The sequence below is a fragment of the Rothia sp. P13129 genome (genome assembly GCF_048512865.1).
Classification (GTDB): domain Bacteria; phylum Actinomycetota; class Actinomycetes; order Actinomycetales; family Micrococcaceae; genus Rothia.
The window spans coordinates 110,060-127,599 of record NZ_JBLXYA010000002.1; the positions used below are offsets into that span (position 1 = coordinate 110,060).

Annotated in this window: 13 protein-coding genes; 8 read left to right on the plus strand and 5 right to left on the minus strand. The window is 48.6% G+C overall.

Going from position 1 to position 17,540, the window contains the following annotated elements; translation table 11 throughout:
- The first annotated feature begins 123 nt into the window (after positions 1–123).
- The 3 genes from ACN081_RS02460 (at position 124) to cydC (ending at position 6,656) form a co-directional block, all read left to right on the plus strand.
- Complete coding sequence (locus ACN081_RS02460; protein ID WP_419103044.1) at positions 124–1,695, plus strand: cytochrome ubiquinol oxidase subunit I; 1,572 nt, start codon at positions 124–126, stop codon at positions 1,693–1,695.
- 18 nt (positions 1,696–1,713) lie between these two features.
- On the plus strand, positions 1,714–2,784 hold the full coding sequence (gene cydB / locus ACN081_RS02465; protein WP_419106849.1) for a cytochrome d ubiquinol oxidase subunit II: 1,071 nt from the start codon (positions 1,714–1,716) through the stop codon (positions 2,782–2,784).
- A 209-nt stretch (positions 2,785–2,993) separates the two neighbouring features.
- Positions 2,994–6,656 (plus strand): thiol reductant ABC exporter subunit CydC, encoded by a 3,663-nt coding sequence (cydC, locus tag ACN081_RS02470; protein ID WP_419106850.1) that lies wholly within the window; start codon positions 2,994–2,996, stop codon positions 6,654–6,656.
- A gap of 85 nt (positions 6,657–6,741) precedes the next feature.
- Here the strand turns inward: cydC and ACN081_RS02475 are convergent, their stop codons facing one another.
- Positions 6,742–9,345, minus strand: a complete 2,604-nt coding sequence (locus ACN081_RS02475; RefSeq protein WP_419106851.1) for a DNA gyrase/topoisomerase IV subunit A — start codon at positions 9,343–9,345, stop codon at positions 6,742–6,744.
- A gap of 206 nt (positions 9,346–9,551) precedes the next feature.
- Between ACN081_RS02475 and ACN081_RS02480 the strand changes: the two genes are divergently transcribed.
- Together ACN081_RS02480 and ACN081_RS02485 are read left to right on the plus strand one after the other, a co-directional pair.
- Positions 9,552–10,130, plus strand: coding sequence for a DUF5998 family protein (locus ACN081_RS02480; protein ID WP_419106852.1), 579 nt, complete (start codon positions 9,552–9,554; stop codon positions 10,128–10,130).
- Between the two features lie 5 nt (positions 10,131–10,135).
- On the plus strand, positions 10,136–11,362 hold the full coding sequence (locus tag ACN081_RS02485) for an alkaline phosphatase family protein (protein ID WP_419106853.1): 1,227 nt from the start codon (positions 10,136–10,138) through the stop codon (positions 11,360–11,362).
- Between the two features lie 48 nt (positions 11,363–11,410).
- Here ACN081_RS02485 and ACN081_RS02490 read toward each other — a convergent pair whose 3' ends face one another.
- The 3 genes from ACN081_RS02490 to sepH all read right to left on the minus strand — a co-directional run bounded on the left by ACN081_RS02490 (position 11,411) and on the right by sepH (position 14,789).
- Positions 11,411–12,583 carry a hypothetical protein gene (locus ACN081_RS02490; RefSeq protein WP_419106854.1) on the minus strand — a complete coding sequence of 391 codons (1,173 nt, stop codon included), beginning with the start codon at positions 12,581–12,583 and terminating at the stop codon, positions 11,411–11,413.
- A gap of 188 nt (positions 12,584–12,771) precedes the next feature.
- Positions 12,772–13,554 (minus strand): hypothetical protein, encoded by a 783-nt coding sequence (locus ACN081_RS02495; RefSeq protein ID WP_419103051.1) that lies wholly within the window; start codon positions 13,552–13,554, stop codon positions 12,772–12,774.
- Positions 13,555–13,586: 32 nt separating this feature from the next.
- Entirely contained in the window at positions 13,587–14,789 is a 1,203-nt protein-coding gene (gene sepH / locus ACN081_RS02500) for a septation protein SepH (protein ID WP_419106855.1), read from the minus strand.
- A gap of 420 nt (positions 14,790–15,209) precedes the next feature.
- On the opposite strand from sepH, the gene ACN081_RS02505 reads away from it, so the two are divergent.
- Positions 15,210–15,509: a DUF4193 domain-containing protein gene (locus tag ACN081_RS02505; RefSeq protein WP_419101941.1), complete on the plus strand. Its 300-nt coding sequence runs from the start codon at positions 15,210–15,212 to the stop codon at positions 15,507–15,509.
- Positions 15,510–15,588: 79 nt separating this feature from the next.
- Here the strand turns inward: ACN081_RS02505 and ACN081_RS02510 are convergent, their stop codons facing one another.
- Positions 15,589–16,074, minus strand: coding sequence for a DUF3093 domain-containing protein (locus tag ACN081_RS02510; RefSeq protein ID WP_419106856.1), 486 nt, complete (start codon positions 16,072–16,074; stop codon positions 15,589–15,591).
- Positions 16,075–16,254: 180 nt separating this feature from the next.
- On the opposite strand from ACN081_RS02510, the gene dut reads away from it, so the two are divergent.
- Both dut and ACN081_RS02520 read left to right on the plus strand, forming a co-directional pair.
- The gene (gene dut / locus ACN081_RS02515) at positions 16,255–16,701 is read left to right on the plus strand and encodes a dUTP diphosphatase (RefSeq protein ID WP_419103054.1); all 447 of its coding nucleotides are present in this window, start codon (positions 16,255–16,257) and stop codon (positions 16,699–16,701) included.
- Positions 16,702–16,750: 49 nt separating this feature from the next.
- The gene (locus tag ACN081_RS02520) at positions 16,751–17,539 is read left to right on the plus strand and encodes a DUF3710 domain-containing protein (protein ID WP_419106857.1); all 789 of its coding nucleotides are present in this window, start codon (positions 16,751–16,753) and stop codon (positions 17,537–17,539) included.
- Position 17,540 lies beyond the last annotated feature (1 nt).

Sequence of the window (17,540 nt, forward strand, 5' to 3'; positions counted from 1 at the left end):
TAAATGACAGGGTGTAAACGACTATAAGACAAACCTTGCAACACACCGTAATCTAAATGTGATAAAGCGTGAGTCTCAACAACTCACGGCTCACACATTAAGGTTTATAAAAGGATACAAGCAGTGGATCCACTACTTATAGCACGGTGGCAATTTGGCATCACCACCGTATACCACTTCTTCATGGTGCCTCTGACACTAGGTCTCGGCCCTCTTGTCGCGTACTTCCACTGGAAATACGTCAAAACTGGAAGTGAACGATTTAAACGTCTCACCAAATTCTGGGGAAAACTCTTCCTGATCAACTTTGCCATGGGCGTCGCAACAGGCCTCGTCCAAGAATTCCAATTCGGTATGGCATGGAGCAACTACTCACGATTTGTCGGCGACGTCTTCGGTGCCCCCCTAGCAATGGAAGGCCTCTTTGCTTTCTTCTTCGAATCCACCTTCATCGGACTATGGATTTTCGGCTGGGGTAAACTCTCACCTAAAATTCACGCATGGACTATCACCATCGCCGTTATCGGTACCTGGATCTCCGCATACTTCATCCTTGTAGCAAACTCTTGGATGCAACACCCCGTCGGTGTAGAAATGGTTGACGGACGCCCCGTCATGACCGACATCCTCGCCGTGCTCTTTAACATCACCGCGGTACTCACCGTCCCACACGTTATTACCGGTGCACTCCTCGTCGGTGGAGCCTTCCTCGTCGGTATCTCTTGGTGGCATCTTTGGAAACGCCGTAAAGACGGAATCGACACCGTCGTTGACGGAAAAGTTGTCATCGGTGAGCGCGCTGAAGGCGTTCGCGACAAAGAAGATTTTCACGCTTGGCGCTACGCCCTACGCTTTGGTGCAATCGTAGCCCTCGTCGGATTCCTCGGAACCGCCTTTACCGGCCACGCACAAGCCCAGCTGATGATTCAACAACAGCCACTTAAAATGGCAGCTGCAGAAGCCGCCTGCGAAGACACCACAGCGTTCTCCCTCTTCTCCTACAGCACCAACCCCGGTAGCCAGAACTGTGCAGATATCCATACTGTCCTAAAAATTCCTGGTCTGCTTTCCTTCCTTGCTCACGAAAACTTCACAGAAGAAGTACCCGGCGTCGAAACCCTCCTCAAGGAATACCGCGAACAGCTAGGAACTCACTACCCTAACCAGCCAGAAGTCTACGGCGAGTACGCAGGACAAGAAATTCAATACACACCGCTGGTTGAAGTTACCTACTACGGCTTCCGTGGCATGTTCACCCTCGGTGGTATGAGCGCATTGATGGCTATCTACGCGCTATGGATAACCCGCAAAAACGGTACCGGCACAGTTCCCGCATCCAACGGTATTAAGAACCTACAGCTTGTAGCACTATGGTTCCCGTTCCTTGGCAATGCAGCTGGCTGGATTTTCACCGAAATGGGACGTCAACCATTCGTTGTTGCACCAAACTTCCAAGGCGACACCGCTGTTATGATGTTCACCGCTGCCGGTGTCTCACCAGAAGTATCAGCAGGAACCATTCTTTTCTCACTGATTACACTAGGACTACTCTACGGAGTCCTTGCAATCGTTGAGATATACCTGCTCACCAAATACGTTCGTTCCGGTATCGTGGCATCCATGCCTGAACTACTCGAAGACGACGAAGACACCAACCACGATGAAAAACGCGACGTCCTCGCGTTTGCATACTAAGAAGAGAGGACGAACACTATGAACATCTTCGCTGACCAGCCTCTGCTTCCTACCATATGGTTCATCATCATCGGCGTATTCTGGATTGGATACCTCATCCTCGAAGGATTTGACTTCGGAGTCGGCATGATGATGTCAAAAGTCTTTTCAAAAAATGAAAAAGAAAAACGACTTCTTCTCAACACCATCGGCCCTGTATGGGATGGAAATGAAGTCTGGATTGTAACCGGAGGTGCCGCAACCTTTGCAGCTTTCCCCTTCTGGTACGCTTCACTCTTCTCCGCGCTCTACATTCCGCTAACCCTAGCACTCGTATTCCTCATCTTGCGAGTCGTCGCTATCGATTACCGCGGAAAACACCATAGCGAAAAATGGGTCAACTTCTGGAATGCATCCATCTCCGTATCTTCCTTCTTCATTGCCTTCCTCGTTGGTGCACTGCTCGGAATTACCTCCACCGGTTTGCCGATCAATGAGAACGGCGACGTTGTTGGAGCCTTCACATGGGTGTTCAACCCCTTCACCTATATCGGTGGACTCGGAATTGTTCTCTTCTCGTATCTACAGGGGCTTGCCTTTATCGCCCTCAAAACAGACGGAGAAGTACGTTACCGTGCAAGTAAAACACTAGTACGGCTCATGCCATTAGGTGTTCTGCCCTGTGTTATCTGGGTGCTTTACCTACAATTCACCGGCATGAGCTCCGGAATACTCTCTTGGGCCATGGTTATTTTTGCTGTCATTAGCTGTGCATTTGCATACCTTAAAGCACGTGCAGGACGTGAAGGTTGGACCTTTGTCGGAACTTCACTATTCATCACGACTGGTGCTCTAGCTATCTTCCTAGCGTTATACCCCAATGTTTTCCCCTCAACATTGGACCCAGCTTACAGCCTGAATATTGCTAATGCCTCAAGCTCTCCCTATACCTTGACTATCATGACGTGGCTAGCATGTTTGATGTTGCCTTTCATCATTTTGTATCAGGCATGGGGATACTACATGTTCCGCAAACGCATGACAGTAGAACATATCCCTGACGCACATGATGCTACCGAGCTAGCAACTATGTCTAAGGGAAGCCACTAAACACTGGTTCAGAAGGAACGAGATATCTCATTCCTTCACAAAAAAGCGGGTGCGTCTATCAACCATAGACGCACCCGCTTTCATCTACCACCCCATCATTGACATCACAATAAAACCTTCTGCCCATTCACCAGAAAAATATATTTTTCAAAGGTAGACTCAAAAGAACATCTGTCTATACCTTCATACCCGAAAGTTCACCGTTACCTATGGATAAGCGTCCTCCACTGGGGCCCAACGCCACAACTAACCTCGGCATCTTTGCGCTCATCACCATCATAAAAACGAGTGCGACAGTACTATTTGCCGCCGTTCTTGGTACAGCTATCGCTTACATGGCTAGACTCACCTATGCTGCGATACACCGTAACCAAATCTTCACCAGTGATTATGACCGTCAGCAAGCAGTTTTTGGTGGCAACGCTGAAGCCCACCTAGACGGTATCTGGCTCGCAACTTTTGGGCAAAAACCAACCGTTATGATGCTGTTACTCGTTGCTTTCATCGCACTAGTATTACGTGCAGCAAGCGACTGGGCGCTGAGCTATTTCGCGCAACGTGCAGCCACCGGAACAAAATCAACTATCCGTGCACAACTGGTTGAAAGAGTCCTTGCCACTGGAGGAGTAGACACCCCCGATGGTACTGGCGGAACAGCAGTTCTGATCTCTCGAGGGCTCGACGCTATCGACGACTACTACACCAAAACTCTTACCGCACTTGTTAGCACCGCGGTAACCCCCATCATGATTCTTTGTGTACTGGGCTTCTACGACTTAACCTCCGCCATCGTCATTATCGCGACGCTGCCCCTCATTCCAGTCTTCATGGTACTCATCGGTAAAACCACGAAAAAAGACACTGAAAAAGCCCAACAAGAATTACTGCGTCTGTCTGACCATATTGTAGAGCTTGTCAAAGGATTGCCTGTGCTCGTTGGACTTGGACGTGCTCGTGCCCAATCAAAAGCTCTAGCAGAACTAGGGGAGCGTTATCGCAAAACAACAGTATTCACCCTACGCTCAGCGTTTCTTTCATCTTTCTGGCTTGAACTGCTCACCACCATTTCTATCGCCGTCATTGCGGTGCTCATCGGCGTACGCCTAGTCCACGGAAATATGGGTCTAGACGTAGCACTACTAGCATTACTTTTAGCTCCCGAATGCTATCAGCCATTACGCGACGTAGGTAGCGCCTACCATCAGTCTGAAGATGGCGTAGCCGCTCTACGACGTGCCCAGAGTATCATCGACCGTCCTCTCCCCGAAGAGAAAACCTTCTTTGACGGAGAAGAACTAAGCATCCAAAACGTCTGCGTCACATATCCCGGACGAAGCCAAGTTCTACACGACGTGAGCTTTACCGTTCCGCATGGAAGTACCGTCAGCATTACCGGACCTTCTGGTTGCGGAAAATCTACCTTATTGGGGGTTATCAACGGTTCTGTCGCTGACGGGCTAATCCCTACCGGATCTCGCAAACCCCTACAGGTCAGTGGTGAAGTCAGCGGTACCGGATCCATCGTATGGGTCAGCCAATCACCAGCCTTTATCGCAACCTCAGTGATTAACGAAGTTGCACTTTACGGATTCCCCGCCGTCGTTGATAGTGAAGAAGACTTTGCCGCCGTACTCAAACTCTTGAGCGAAACCGGACCACTTTCTCTATCTGCCCGCGGACGTGAACGATACCGTCAATACCTACGAGTTGTGGGGTTGGAAGATTTCGCCGACCTTGCACCAGAATCTTTGAGCGCCGGACAAATGCGCCGTCTAGCCATTGCACGGGCATTAGCACGTGTTGATGCTTTAGAACGTGTGGGGGAAAAGGTCACCGTACTTGTAGACGAACCAACAGCTCACCTTGATGCAATCGCCTCAGACCGCGTCAATATTTCATTGGCAGCTTTAGCTACCACGGGCGCTACTTTACTTATCGTCACCCATGACGAAGACCTTGCACGGCGAACAGACTTCCGCCTTGACGCTACAACGGACGAACGCGGAACCGCAACATCATGGACCATGAGTCGTAGTACTTCCATGGGGTGGAACGTTGAGAGCTTCAAAGAATCTCTACGACAGCATTCCGCCGAGAGCCCGCAAACAGCAGAGAAAAAGCCTCACCGTCCTGATACGGGGGCATACCGGCAACAATATGGTTCTGCCCTTCAAACGTTGAGAGATATTCGTTCACTGACCGGTATCACTTTTAAACAGAGCCTCATTCCTATTGTCCTGTCTGCTCTAGCATTATCATTTTCTATTATGCTGACGGCACTTTCTGGCTGGCTCATCGTACGAGCCGCAGAACAGCCTGCCATTATGTACCTCATGGTCGCCATCGTCGGAGTACGGTTCTTTGGACTTGGACGAGCCTGCACTCGTTATGTAGAACGTTTACGCACCCACGATCTTGTGCTCAAAGCAGCGAACTTCTTGCGAGTAAGAGCATGGGATTCTGCCGGAAGAACCGTGCTATCTTTGCGTTCGCTTCTTCGTGGCGACCGAATTCTTAACCGTCTTGTTGGAGATATTGACGAACTACGCGACGCTTTACCGCGTGTGATTCTTCCAGTAGGTTCTCACCTGACGGTGATGATTTTGGCGGTCGTCGTTACTTTAAGCGTTGCCCCTATTGCTACTCCTATTATTCTGTGTGCAGCGGTTATTTCTACCGTCGTCATACCGGCTTTGGTTCGATACACTGATCATCGCGCTGACGCTATTGCCCGATTCTCAACCTCAGAATTATTACGTTTAGGGGTCTCAACCCTTGACGCTGCCGCTGACCTTCGAGCCAACGGACTCAACTACCTTGCGACTGCAGCCTTCAAAGAAAAAGACCAACGTAATGTTGAGTCAATCCTTGCAGGTTCAAAGGCTAGTGGCTTCGGACATGCTCTTACCATCGTGACGTGGTGGGGCGCGGCTCTAGGAACTATCGTCATCACATGGGCACAAGTTCGCTCTGGAGAACTAACTGGGCCGCTTGTCGCAATCATTCTCTTAATGTGCACCGCAATGGGAGAAAGCACCGCCGGACATATTGAAGCTGTACGAGGATGGCCTGCACTTGCTGAACTTGTACGACGTATGCGCCCTCTCGTGGAAACAAACTCAGTTCAGAACACTGCAACCGATGTTGCACAAACTCGTCAACGTCTAGGAACACCCATTACTTTGACGATGGAAAATGTTGCAACTCGTTGGCCCGGCATGAAAGAACCTGTTTTTACAGGACTTAACGCTTCGATTAGTTCTGGGCAATGGCTCGGCATTACCGGTGTTTCTGGTGCCGGTAAAACTACTGCTCTGGCAACATTGTTGGGATTCTTACCTGTAGAGAATGGGTCAATTAGTGTTAACGGGCAGACACTCGAAAGTGCTGATTTACGTGGTTATGCTGCATGGTGTCCACAATCTGCGTATATTTTCGAATCTTCGATTGCGAATAACCTTGCCTTGGCAGCTTCTGCGAAAAACCGGCCTAGTGAAGCTGACATGTACTCTGTTCTGGATAGAGTCGGGCTAGGAGACTTCGTACGTTCTCTGCCTGAAGGTTTAAACACTCCTGTAGGAGCTGGCGGTTCGTATGTCTCTGGCGGTCAACGCCAGCGTATTGCGATTGCTCGTACCCTATTGACGCAGTCTCCACTACTTCTTATGGACGAGCCGACTGCGCATTTAGACGCTCCAGCAGCACGTGCCCTGATTGCAGAAGTATCTCGTGGAACCAAAATAGATGTGGATACGATGAAACATGTTGCACGGCCTGATTCTGGTCTTCAGATACCTCCAGCTGTGGTTCTCGTGTCACACCGTCGCGACGATATTCAAGCCTGCGACCGTATTGTTGAGTTATCACCCTAAATAAACTCTCGTAGATACAAGAATGCCGTGGTTGCTTACGAAACTGAGCAACCACGGCATTCTTGTGCCAGAAATACGTGATGTTCTATGAGAAGAGAGTTCCTTCAAGGGGCAACTCAGCTTTAGCTGACGCCTTTTGGGAGCTGTGCTCTGGGACAGAAGGGTCATCCTTCGTCTCTGTTCCGGTGTTTGGCAATAACCACTGAGTGTGTTGATATGAGGAACCCACCGCAGCAATAGATTGAGTGAGGGGGATACCCGAATCATCACGAGCAGAAAACTCTGTTGGTACAGCCCTTGCTACACCAGCGGGGCTTACTGCCTTTAACGCTCCACGACCAATAAACGCTAACGTCAAAGAAGACTCGCCCGATAAGAAGCGATGACAACGAACGCCACCGGTGGCACGTCCTTTTTGAGGGAATTGTTCCAACTCAGTAACTTTGGCACTATCTTCGGAGCCACCGTGAGCAATCGTCATGACAACAGCATCACTACGCGCAGGGGTAACACCAAAAGCAATAACACGGTCTTTTTCAGCGAGTTTAATGCCGGCAATACCACTACCACCTTTGCCCTGAGGACGTACCTTATCTGCAGTGAAACACAATAACTTTGCCTGCTCTGTCACGAATGTTAAAACGTCGCTGTCGTGCGCACATACTGACACCGAAACAACCTGATCTTTAGGTTTAAGGGCGATAATATCCCAGCTATCAGCATTGAGCGGGTAATCAGGATTAACTCGTTTAACAACACCTTGAGCGGTGCCTAAAGCAATAATCTGATGAAGCGGAGCCAACCCAACAATCTTTTCAGAACGCCCTAACGAAACAATCTCGTCTAAAGGAACGCCACTAGAAAGTATTGGTGTACCTTGAGAATTCTCAAGGACGACAAGGTCCATAACGTTTAACCGAACCATACGCCCTAAGGAGGTTACCGCTGCTATCTCAGAACGTGCGCTGGTTGCAACTGCTGACACTAACGCATCATGTTTGAGACGTTTTGTTGAATCTTCAAGTGCTACAAGACCATCAGGATACGGCGTACTTCTGCCAATACACCCCGTTGTAGACAGAAGAACCCAACACGGGTCATTCGCAATTTCTAATGCTAAGCTGCCGCGTGTAACTTTCTGGTCAGAAGAATTTTTGGCCTGAGCGAGTTCATCAGCTAGACGATCTTTTGAAGTAAGAACGGTGCGTCGGTCTGTTCCATAGGTATCTGCTACCTCTTGTAACTCATCAGAAACAACCGTATGTAACCGTTTTTCGTGAGCTAAAATATCCTCTAAATCGGCAATAGCATGAAGTAGCTCATCACGTTCTTTCTCCAAGTCAAGCCGTGAATACTTTGTAAGCTGGCGGAGACGAACCTCCAAAATATAATGTGCCTGAACCTCACTTAAATCAAAGACCGTCATGAGGCGGGCTTTAGCCTGAGAGCTCTCATCCGAAGAACGAATAATCTGAATGACCTCATCAATATCAATAATCGCGATGAGAAGACCCTCAACTAAATGAAGACGTTTTTTCTTCTGTTCTAGACGGAACACGGTACGCCTGCGAACGACCTCAATACGATGATTAACGTAGACACGCAAAAGATCTAAAAGACCAAGGGTCTGAGGCTGTCCTTGTACAAGAGCAACATTATTAATGCCAAAAGAATCTTCTAAAGGCGTGTATTTGTATAACGAGGCTAGAACAGCTTGAGGATTAAAACCATTTTTAATCTCAATGACCATACGCAAACCATTTTTACGGTCTGTCAGGTCTGCCACATCAGATATGCCTAGAAGCTTCTTCTTCTGGACACCATCTTTAATTTTCTCAATAACTTTTTCAGGGCCTACCATATACGGCAACTCGGTAATCACAATGCCTTGTTTCCGAGCAGACACCTGTTCAATGGCAGCTTTAGCACGAGTTTTAAAAATACCGCGACCATGAGCGTAGGCATCTTTAATGCCGTCAAGCCCAACAATTGTTCCGCCGGTAGGAAGATCTGGGCCTGGAATAAACTTCATGATTTGGGCGAGAGTAGCGTCAGGATTCTCAATCAAATACCGTGCCCCAGCAATAACTTCACGAAGATTATGCGGAGGCATATTTGTAGCCATACCTACCGCAATACCCGAAGAACCATTGACTAACAGATTAGGGAAAGCGGCCGGCAAAACAGAAGGCTGCATCAACTGGTTGTCATAATTGGGAACAAAATCGACAACATCCTCATCTAAATCTGCGGTGAGCGCCAAAGCAGAAGACGCCATACGCGCTTCGGTATATCGAGAGGCCGCAGGCCCATCATCTAAAGACCCAAAGTTTCCATGACCATCAACAAGAGGCATCCTCATAGCAAAAGGCTGCGCTAAACGCACCATTGCATCATAGATGGCACCATCACCATGAGGGTGAAGCTTGCCCATCACTTCACCAACAACACGAGCACTTTTCACATGACCTTTAGCAGGGGTCAAACCCATCTGCTGCATCATATACAAGATGCGTCGCTGTACCGGTTTGAGACCGTCTCTAGCATCAGGTAAAGCTCGGGAATAAATCACCGAATATGAGTACTCCAAAAAGCTGGTTTCCATTTCGGAGGATACATCAATATCGACAATATTTTCTACGATATCTTCAGGATAATCATCCTGCAGAGTTGTGCCACGGCGGGCCATATAAACCTCTTCAATAGCTGACGGGGTAGGGTCTTAAACATTCTACCGTTCGGTTCTGAGAATGCTCTCCTTTGAAAGAACCAACACAACAGCAAATGCGCTCATGAGGATATCAAAGCCAAGAATGTCATAACAATGACCAACGAACTAGAACCTGTACGGTTTACAATAAATAAATATCTTATACACCTTGGAGGGATACCCATATGAGCAGTCCTCGTCTTAGATTGTTGGAAGAGTCCATTACCAGATTAGGATTTTACCCAGAACTGACAACAGACGCGGTAATAGATGGGTTAATAGGGCAAGAACCTCAATCCCACCTCGTTCATCTTGAAACCCACTTTGAACACGGTACCGTTCACCGCCACATTACAGTACTAGCGCTCACGCAACGCTATTTGCTGGTAGTACACCTCGATGATCACGAACACCACCAACCAGATGAAACTGCAACACACCTCAGCGTTGAGAGCTTTTCTTTAGAACATCTAAAATCCGTATCCGTGAACTACGTGTATATCGACTCCTCTGATTACCAACGAGGAACCCTCCCTTCTGAAGTGTCCCTTAACATTGCGTGGACAGGTTCCCAACGTCTTGACCTGCAACCAGCAGACTGCCCTGACCCGCAATGCCATGCTAACCACGGATATACTGGCCTAGCGATGTGCGAAGACATCTCTTTACGTATTAGCTCAACAGCTGACGGAGCAGACGCCGTGAAACAAGCACACAACTTTGTGCAAGCCTTAAGAAAAGCACAGCTAGAAGCAGGGAGATAACCTTAATGTTCACAGACTATTGCGGAACACCCCTGCCAGCACCCGCACCATACGGTAGTGGTACTATTGCTGATCTTTTCGAATCAGCCGGAACACTCGTAAAACAGCGCACCATCACACCTGACCCTCACCCTCTATGGGGGGAGGGCGTTCATGACGCCATCGGGTTAGCACAACGTTTAGAACAAGCTGGAATCAACCCCGACAAATTCCGTAGTGTGTGCGTTGTCATGGTAGACGGGCTCGGTGAAGACCTCCTCCAAAAATATGCCTCTTATGCCCCATTCCTTAAAAATTCCATTTCTTTAGGAACACTGCACTCTGCAATACCTTCGACCACGGCAGCATCCCTCACCTCTTTCGGCACCGCTTTACCACCAGGGATACACGGTGTTGCTGGATACGAAGTGCGCAACCCTGAAAATGACGCTGTCGTCAATCATCTTTCAGGCTGGGATTCATCCATCGACCCTCATCAATGGCAACCTTACCCTACCGTCTTTGAACGCTATGAAAACTATTGCAACGTCGCAACAGTATCCTTGAGCCGATACCAAAAATCAGGGCTAAGCCAATTTGGCTTACGAGGAGGAGAATTCTTCCACGCTCAAGCACCAACTGGAAGAATCACTCTTGGAACGAGTCTTCTGTCATCAAGGAAACCATCCCTTGTCTATATGTATTGGGGAGAAATCGACCAAGCTGGACACCGCTTCGGAACAGGATCCACCCAATGGATTCACCAACTAGAAGAATTGAATCTTTCTCTCAGAAAATTAGCAGAAAGAGTGCCCGCACAGACACTATTACTCTTATCTGCAGATCATGGGATGCTCAATATTGATCGTGAGCACCGATACGACTACTCTGCCGATGAGCATCTCATTGAAAATGTCAGACTCACTGCAGGTGAACCACGTATGGTTCAGCTATACCTGAAAGACAATTCCAAGGAAGCAAGAGAAAAAACTCTCAACGATTGGGCTAAACGCTGGGGAGAGCAAGCATGGATTATCGACACCGAAGAAGCTTGTGCACAGGGACTTTTTGGTATTGAAGTGCGAGATCAAGCACGCGCTCGTATCGGTGATATTTTGATTGCTTGCCGTGAGCCTATTGCTCTCTACGATAAACGTCGAGCTAAACCGCAAGCTTTCGATATGGTTGGTCAGCACGGTTCTTTAACCGAAACAGAGACGACTATTCCGCTACGCGTATTACCTACAACATAAACTAAGGGAGGAGAACACCTCAGGTGTTCTCCTCCCTTAGTGAAACGGTTAGCCTTCTTGTACGGGAGCTGTCGTTGGCACGTCATGTGCTTCTTGAGGGCCTGCTGGAGTCGCAGGAGCAGTATTGCGTGTTTCACCTTGTGTTGCTGGCGGAACAGATGGACCAGAAGGAATTGGCTGAGGCTGAGCCGGCAAGGACGAGGCTGGCGGTGCCACAGTTGGTCCTTGTACGGTAGATTCTGTTGGTTCCTGCGTGGGATCAGCTTCTTGTGTCGTTGGCTCTGGTGCAGGGCTACTCTCTACCGGTTCTTCAGAGGGGGTAGGTTCTGCTGTTGTGCTCTGAACAGTGGGTTCAGGTTCTTGAACAACAGGTGGTTGTGGTGCGATAACAGGTGGTGGTGCTTGTTCAACAGGAACTTCTGGTACGGGTGGATCTACATACTCAATAGTTCCTGGAGCTACAGGGGCAGGTGTCGGATTAAGATATTTAACTTCAGGCTCTTTGACAGTGTGAGTGGGAGCTGGAGCAGGAGAGAATGTTGCCCGAGGTGATTCTGTAGCGGTAGGACTTGTTGTAGCGGTTTCTTTGACGGTGTGAGCGTCGGTCGGGGTGATGTTATCTGAGCTGTGGTTAAAAGCGTAGACGGTGGCGATACCTGCAAGGAGAAGAGCACCCACGCCTAAAGCACCGAATACGATACCTTTACGGGAAGTTGCTTCGACTGTAGATTCTGCTACGTGGGTAAGAACATCACGCTCATTGAGTGATCCTGTTGTGAGAGCGCGCTGTTGTGCTGCTTTTTGTGCAGTAAGCCCCGCAATAGCTGCCTGACGGGCACGGTATTCTGCTTCTTTTTGTTTACGAGCCTTTTCCTCTGCGTGTTGCTCGTTCCGTTCCCTGATTTTCTCGGCAAGGCTTTTTTTCTCAAAAACTGTGCCGTTTCTGAGCAGTTGGTGTGAGAGAGAATCGTCCTCAGCGCCTTGTTCTACTGCGTGGAGTGAATCCTCTGTGACATAGATATAGCCTGGCTGGGCGATAGTTGTGATAGGTTCCGTTTGAACTGATACATCGTCTGAACCTTGAGCCTGATGATTTTCTACATCAGATTCGTTCTGCTCAGGTTTGTGTACTTCTAACGGCGCAGTATCTTCCGATGTGTGGTCTATATGTTCAGAATCATCGGAGGCCGCTGAATCAGCGCGATGTTTAGGGTGGGTCATATACGTACCTATCTGCGTGGTTCTCTCTACGTGCTAGTGATTGAGACAAAGTCTAAAGACTTTACCGCTCATAGTACATTCTACGGATAACAGAGTGAAAATAGGAGTCTTTGTGTCCTGAGAACGTATGTTCTCTTACGAACAATCACGAGTAATGGCGAACCTGAACAACGAGAAGAGAGGAATGCCTATCCTTGTCCTGGGGCAGGATTTTGAATAGGTGCAGGCACAACATTGTTTGTCGGCGGGGCTGGTTGTACAGGCTGTGCTGGAGCAACCGGCGCTGGAGCAACAGGTTGAGCAGGCGCCACGGGTGCCGCGGGCGCTGGCTGTACAGGCTGTGCTGGAGCAACCGGCGCTGGAGCAACGGGCTGAGCAGGCACTACAGGCGCTGGCTGTACAGGCTGTGCTGGAGCAACAGGTTGAGCAGGCGCCACGGGTGCCGCGGGCGCTGGCTGTACAGGTTGAGCTGGAGCAACCGGCGCTGGAGCAACAGGCTGAGCAGGTATGACAGGGTCAGTCTCTACCTCGGGGACTTCTTCTACTGTCTCTGGAACAGCCGGCACAATAGGCTCAGCCGGAACAAATTCTTCAGTTACTTGGGGGACCTGCACTTCAGGTGCCGGTGAGAACGTTGGCGTCGGTGACAGAGATGGGCTAGAAGAAGATACAGGGGTTGGTGTTGCGGACGGTGTTGAGCTTGGGGTAGGAGTAGCGCTGACACTTGGTGAATCCGTCACCGCATGCGTTGCTTCTTCTGAGATAGGAGAGATAGGTGGGTCTGCTACGGGGAAGAACGTAAAAGCCGCCACAGATAGTCCCAAAAGAGAGACACCTAAAAGCCCAAGAAACATCGTTCTTGTATGTTTCTTGTGGGGGAGTTCAGTAACTTTAGGACCTGTCGGTAAATCAGGGATATGATCGGGTTCTTCAACATCCGAAAGATGCTTAGGGGAATAAGAATGACTCATAGGGGTATACCTAATATATTAACTGGCGACTGTTAACGACGCTGATTACCAAAAATAATGTCGTCCCAGCTTGGCACAGAAGTGCGTTTTGAACGAGACGAAGAACTTTCAGCCTTGGCAGGGGTTTCTGGACTTTCTGTACGAGAAGAATCTGCAGAAACCTCATCTGCAGAATCTTGCTGTTGCTCAATATCAGCCGAATCAGAGCTCATCGCTGATACATCTTGTGATTCAATATTTTTCTGAACAGATTGCTGCTCTGTGGTAGCTACCTCATCGTTAGCTTGTGGTTGATCCTGCACATTCTGAGGCACTGAATCAGTAGAAGAGACAACAGAATCTGCTACTACAGTGACCTTTTGAGCGCTACTATTACGGGCACGCTCCAATAATTCTGCAAGTTTACGTTCACTTGCAGATGCGAAGTCACGAGTTCCAGCACCTTCAACAGACTGTGGTTTTTCTGAAAGAGGAGCTACTTTTGGAGTTGATGCTGAAATCTCAGAAAGCTCTGCTACAGAATCCGTTGACGTCTGGACAGGCTCCTCTACCGAGGCAGGGGTATCTTCCTCATGTTGATGAGCATGAGACATCATCCCCGGAACAGGTGCATCTTCTTGATCTGCTCGTTCCATCAAAAAATAAGCCGCTTCATTGGAGGCATAGACACTCTGATTCGCAGGATTATACGTCCATCGTGCAGGGAAAACGACGGTCTGGGGAATACGCTGCTGAGCCTGTTCACTGAGCTCAATATCAGCGCTAATGCTCCACTGCCCAGATTCTTGCTGATAGGTGCTCCACTGAGCGTCTTCTAGAGGAAGATTGAACTTTTCGCCAACACGCTCCATGAGCTCATCTAAGGAGAGAGCGGGAGCGTCGGAACGACCGTGTGAAAGAACCGCCGGAGAAATACGCACCGCGCGTGCTGCAGCAATAATATGAGCACGTTCTGCAAGAATAGGCCACTCATAGCGGCGCACACGTTCTGCTTCCCAACCAGATTCCTCAACGATTTGTTCAACGCTCGCTCCCTGACGGAAACGTGCCTGAATATCACGAGGACCAAAAACACCGTTGCCAGGGCGACCACGAAGAGGCTGAATACGACGAGCTTTAGCGATGCTCGTGCGTAGATTCTGATCAATAGGAAGAATATAACGTTCCCCTTGCACAGATTCTAAAACGAGATGCTCACCGTCATCATGGATACCAGATAGTCGCAGCTCAAGCATGTTATCTCCTTGTTGGCAATAAAGTTCAAGAAAAGATTACCCCGAGACGCCCATAACGCGCAGGAAACAACCACTCAAAAAACTAAAAAATACGTTTTTAATATGGAGGTGTCACCTCAAAGGCCACCATAAGGTGTAAAAAAAGTCACATATTCTCAAGGGCGTACCCATGAAACCCGCGAAAAATAAGGGTTCTTCTCAGAAAATAATCATCAATAGAAAAAATAGATAGCTTCCACAGTAAAAAATAGCTGTTTCTTACTAGACAACAGCCAATATTTAGTGAAAAATGCTACGCGTTACCGGAAACTAAAGCATCACGTCTTTACTCACGTAAGGTAACACTGTCCCACAGACTGCAGAAACTTCCCTAACGTACGATGGAAGGTATGCCTAAACACACGGAGCGTGAAAAACACTTTGGCTACAGACTACGACACACCTCGTAAACAGGACGAAGAAAATAACGAAGAATCATTTGAAGAGCTCAATAACCACCGCTCAGAAATGCAATCAGGTGCTGTTGACGAAGACGAAAACGCAGCAGCTGAAAGTTTTGAGCTACCCGGTGCTGACTTGTCTAATGAAGAACTCAACGTCGTTGTTCTTCCTGCACAAGATGACGAATTCACCTGCGGTTCTTGCTTCCTCGTGCGTCATCGTTCACAAATCGCTCACGAAGACGGCGGAATGCAATACTGCATCGATTGCGAAGGCTAAGACACACCAGCCAATACATGTGGGGAGGGGTGAGAAACCAAAAATGGTTTCTCACCCCTCCCCACATGCACACACATAGTTATTCTTCAAGCGATGAATCCTCAGGGACTTCTTTACCCTCATTGAGAATCTCAACAATACGTTCAGGATGACGGCTAGAAGCTAACCAATAAGGAGTTGGATCGGCTGGATCAACAATATGAATCCGAACTTTTGGCTCAATCCAACCACGAAAACACATAAAAGCACGACCATCTAATGCAGGCCCCGCAACGACTCTCGCCGCATCACCATAAAAAGACTCGGCGTAGCCCACATATTCCCTCTCAATCTGTGCTCTACCAACACGCAACACTCGAGAAGTAATCTCAATCGTTGGCGAAGAAGCAAAGAGAACACCACCGACCAGAAGCATCATGAGAATACCCACGACAATACCGATAGGGATATTAATCGGAGCAGCAACAAGATAACTTGCACAACCCACCCCAATAGCTACTAACCAAGTACCAAAACCGGGGGAGAGACGCTCATAGTAAAGAACATCAGTGGAATCAGGAGACATACATAAACCTTTGAAAGATAGCGAACAAGCATAAGCCGTAGAACTATCTTAGCGATATTCAACCGCTGACACTGAGTTCTACTAGGCGATGTGAACTAAGATTCAAGAACTCTATAGAGAAAAGACTAAGACATCACACGAAGTACTCGAATGGGCATAATTCTAGTACAGTGAACTACTGTGACTGAATCTATCGATATACCCCTCAAAATGCTCGATGAAGGTATTCCTGCTCCAAGCTACGCACACGATGGTGACGCTGGCGCAGACCTTCGCTCAACCATTGATGCTGTCCTCGCACCCGGCGAACGCAAAATGATACCTACAGGTGTGTCTTTGGCACTACCTGACGGATATGTTGCACTTGTGCACCCCCGCTCAGGTCTTGCAGCACGACACGGCATCACCATCGTCAACGCACCCGGAACCGTAGACTCTGGATACCGTGGAGAAATTATCGTCTGCTTACTCAATACAGACCAACACGAAGCCTTTACCATCAACCGTGGCGACAGAATTGCTCAAATGGTGATTCAACGCTTTGAAAAAGCTCATTTTATGATGGTCAATGAATTGCCTTCCTCCGAACGAGCTGAAGCAGGGTTCGGTTCAACAGGTGTTCGCTAGAATAATTGAGAAAACATCATAGAACTGCTGTATACGTAAGGTAAAAGACATGTTTGGGTTTGGAAAAAAGAAAAAACGTGAAGACTCAGCTCAACAGAACCTAGAACAGGGCACAGAGCAAGAAGAACAACCAACAACAGAAGAGGCTACTGAGCCAGTAGAAGAAACGGCTGAAGAAAACCTCAACACCCCCTATGACTATGACCGTTCTTCTGGGCCATGGGACGTCTCCGAACAGCAAGAAACAGAAGGCTACATGGACTTTGGTGCAATGCGCATCAAAATGATCAACGGGCTAAACATGCGTTTAGACATCGAACAAAAAAGTCAACAGCTCGTAGCGGTAACACTCACTAAAGGTCAAGGAAGCTTGCAAGTACAAGCTTTTGCTGCACCTAAATCACGTGGAATCTGGGACGATATCCGTCAAGAAATTGCACACTCAGTACGTGAACAGGGCGGAAGCGTTCAAATCCTTGACGGGTCTTTAGGGCGGCAGCTCGTCTCTCGTATTTCTGCGCAAACAGCAGACGGACGTAAAGGTTTTAGAGTAGCTCGCTTCGCCGGTGTAGATGGGCCTCGCTGGTTCCTTCGTGGTGTATTTGCCGGAGATGCTGCAGTTAAACCAGAAGCCGTAGCGGAAATGGAAGAAGTGTTCCGGTCAATTGTTGTTGTTCGTGGACAAGACCCTCGTCCTCCTCGCGAACTATTGCCGATGACAGTTCCTGCCTCTATTCAAGAAGCACAGCAACAAGCACAACAACAGTCCACACCTCAGGGGAAAGAAGAACCCCTTAAAATGCCTCGTCGCGGACCAGAAATCACAGAAATAGGGTAGA

Bases quoted from the DNA above. Each gene is read 5' to 3' on its own strand.
- ACN081_RS02485 (WP_419106853.1), top strand. From the start codon at position 10,136: ATGTTCACAGACTATTGCGGAACACCCCTGCCAGCACCCGCACCATAC.
- ACN081_RS02490 (WP_419106854.1), bottom strand. From the start codon at position 12,583: ATGACCCACCCTAAACATCGCGCTGATTCAGCGGCCTCCGATGATTCT.
- cydC (WP_419106850.1), top strand. From the start codon at position 2,994: ATGGATAAGCGTCCTCCACTGGGGCCCAACGCCACAACTAACCTCGGC.
- sepH (WP_419106855.1), bottom strand. From the start codon at position 14,789: ATGCTTGAGCTGCGACTATCTGGTATCCATGATGACGGTGAGCATCTC.
- ACN081_RS02510 (WP_419106856.1), bottom strand. From the start codon at position 16,074: ATGTCTCCTGATTCCACTGATGTTCTTTACTATGAGCGTCTCTCCCCC.
- cydB (WP_419106849.1), top strand. From the start codon at position 1,714: ATGAACATCTTCGCTGACCAGCCTCTGCTTCCTACCATATGGTTCATC.
- ACN081_RS02475 (WP_419106851.1), bottom strand. From the start codon at position 9,345: ATGGCCCGCCGTGGCACAACTCTGCAGGATGATTATCCTGAAGATATC.
- ACN081_RS02495 (WP_419103051.1), bottom strand. From the start codon at position 13,554: ATGAGTCATTCTTATTCCCCTAAGCATCTTTCGGATGTTGAAGAACCC.
- ACN081_RS02520 (WP_419106857.1), top strand. From the start codon at position 16,751: ATGTTTGGGTTTGGAAAAAAGAAAAAACGTGAAGACTCAGCTCAACAG.
- ACN081_RS02480 (WP_419106852.1), top strand. From the start codon at position 9,552: ATGAGCAGTCCTCGTCTTAGATTGTTGGAAGAGTCCATTACCAGATTA.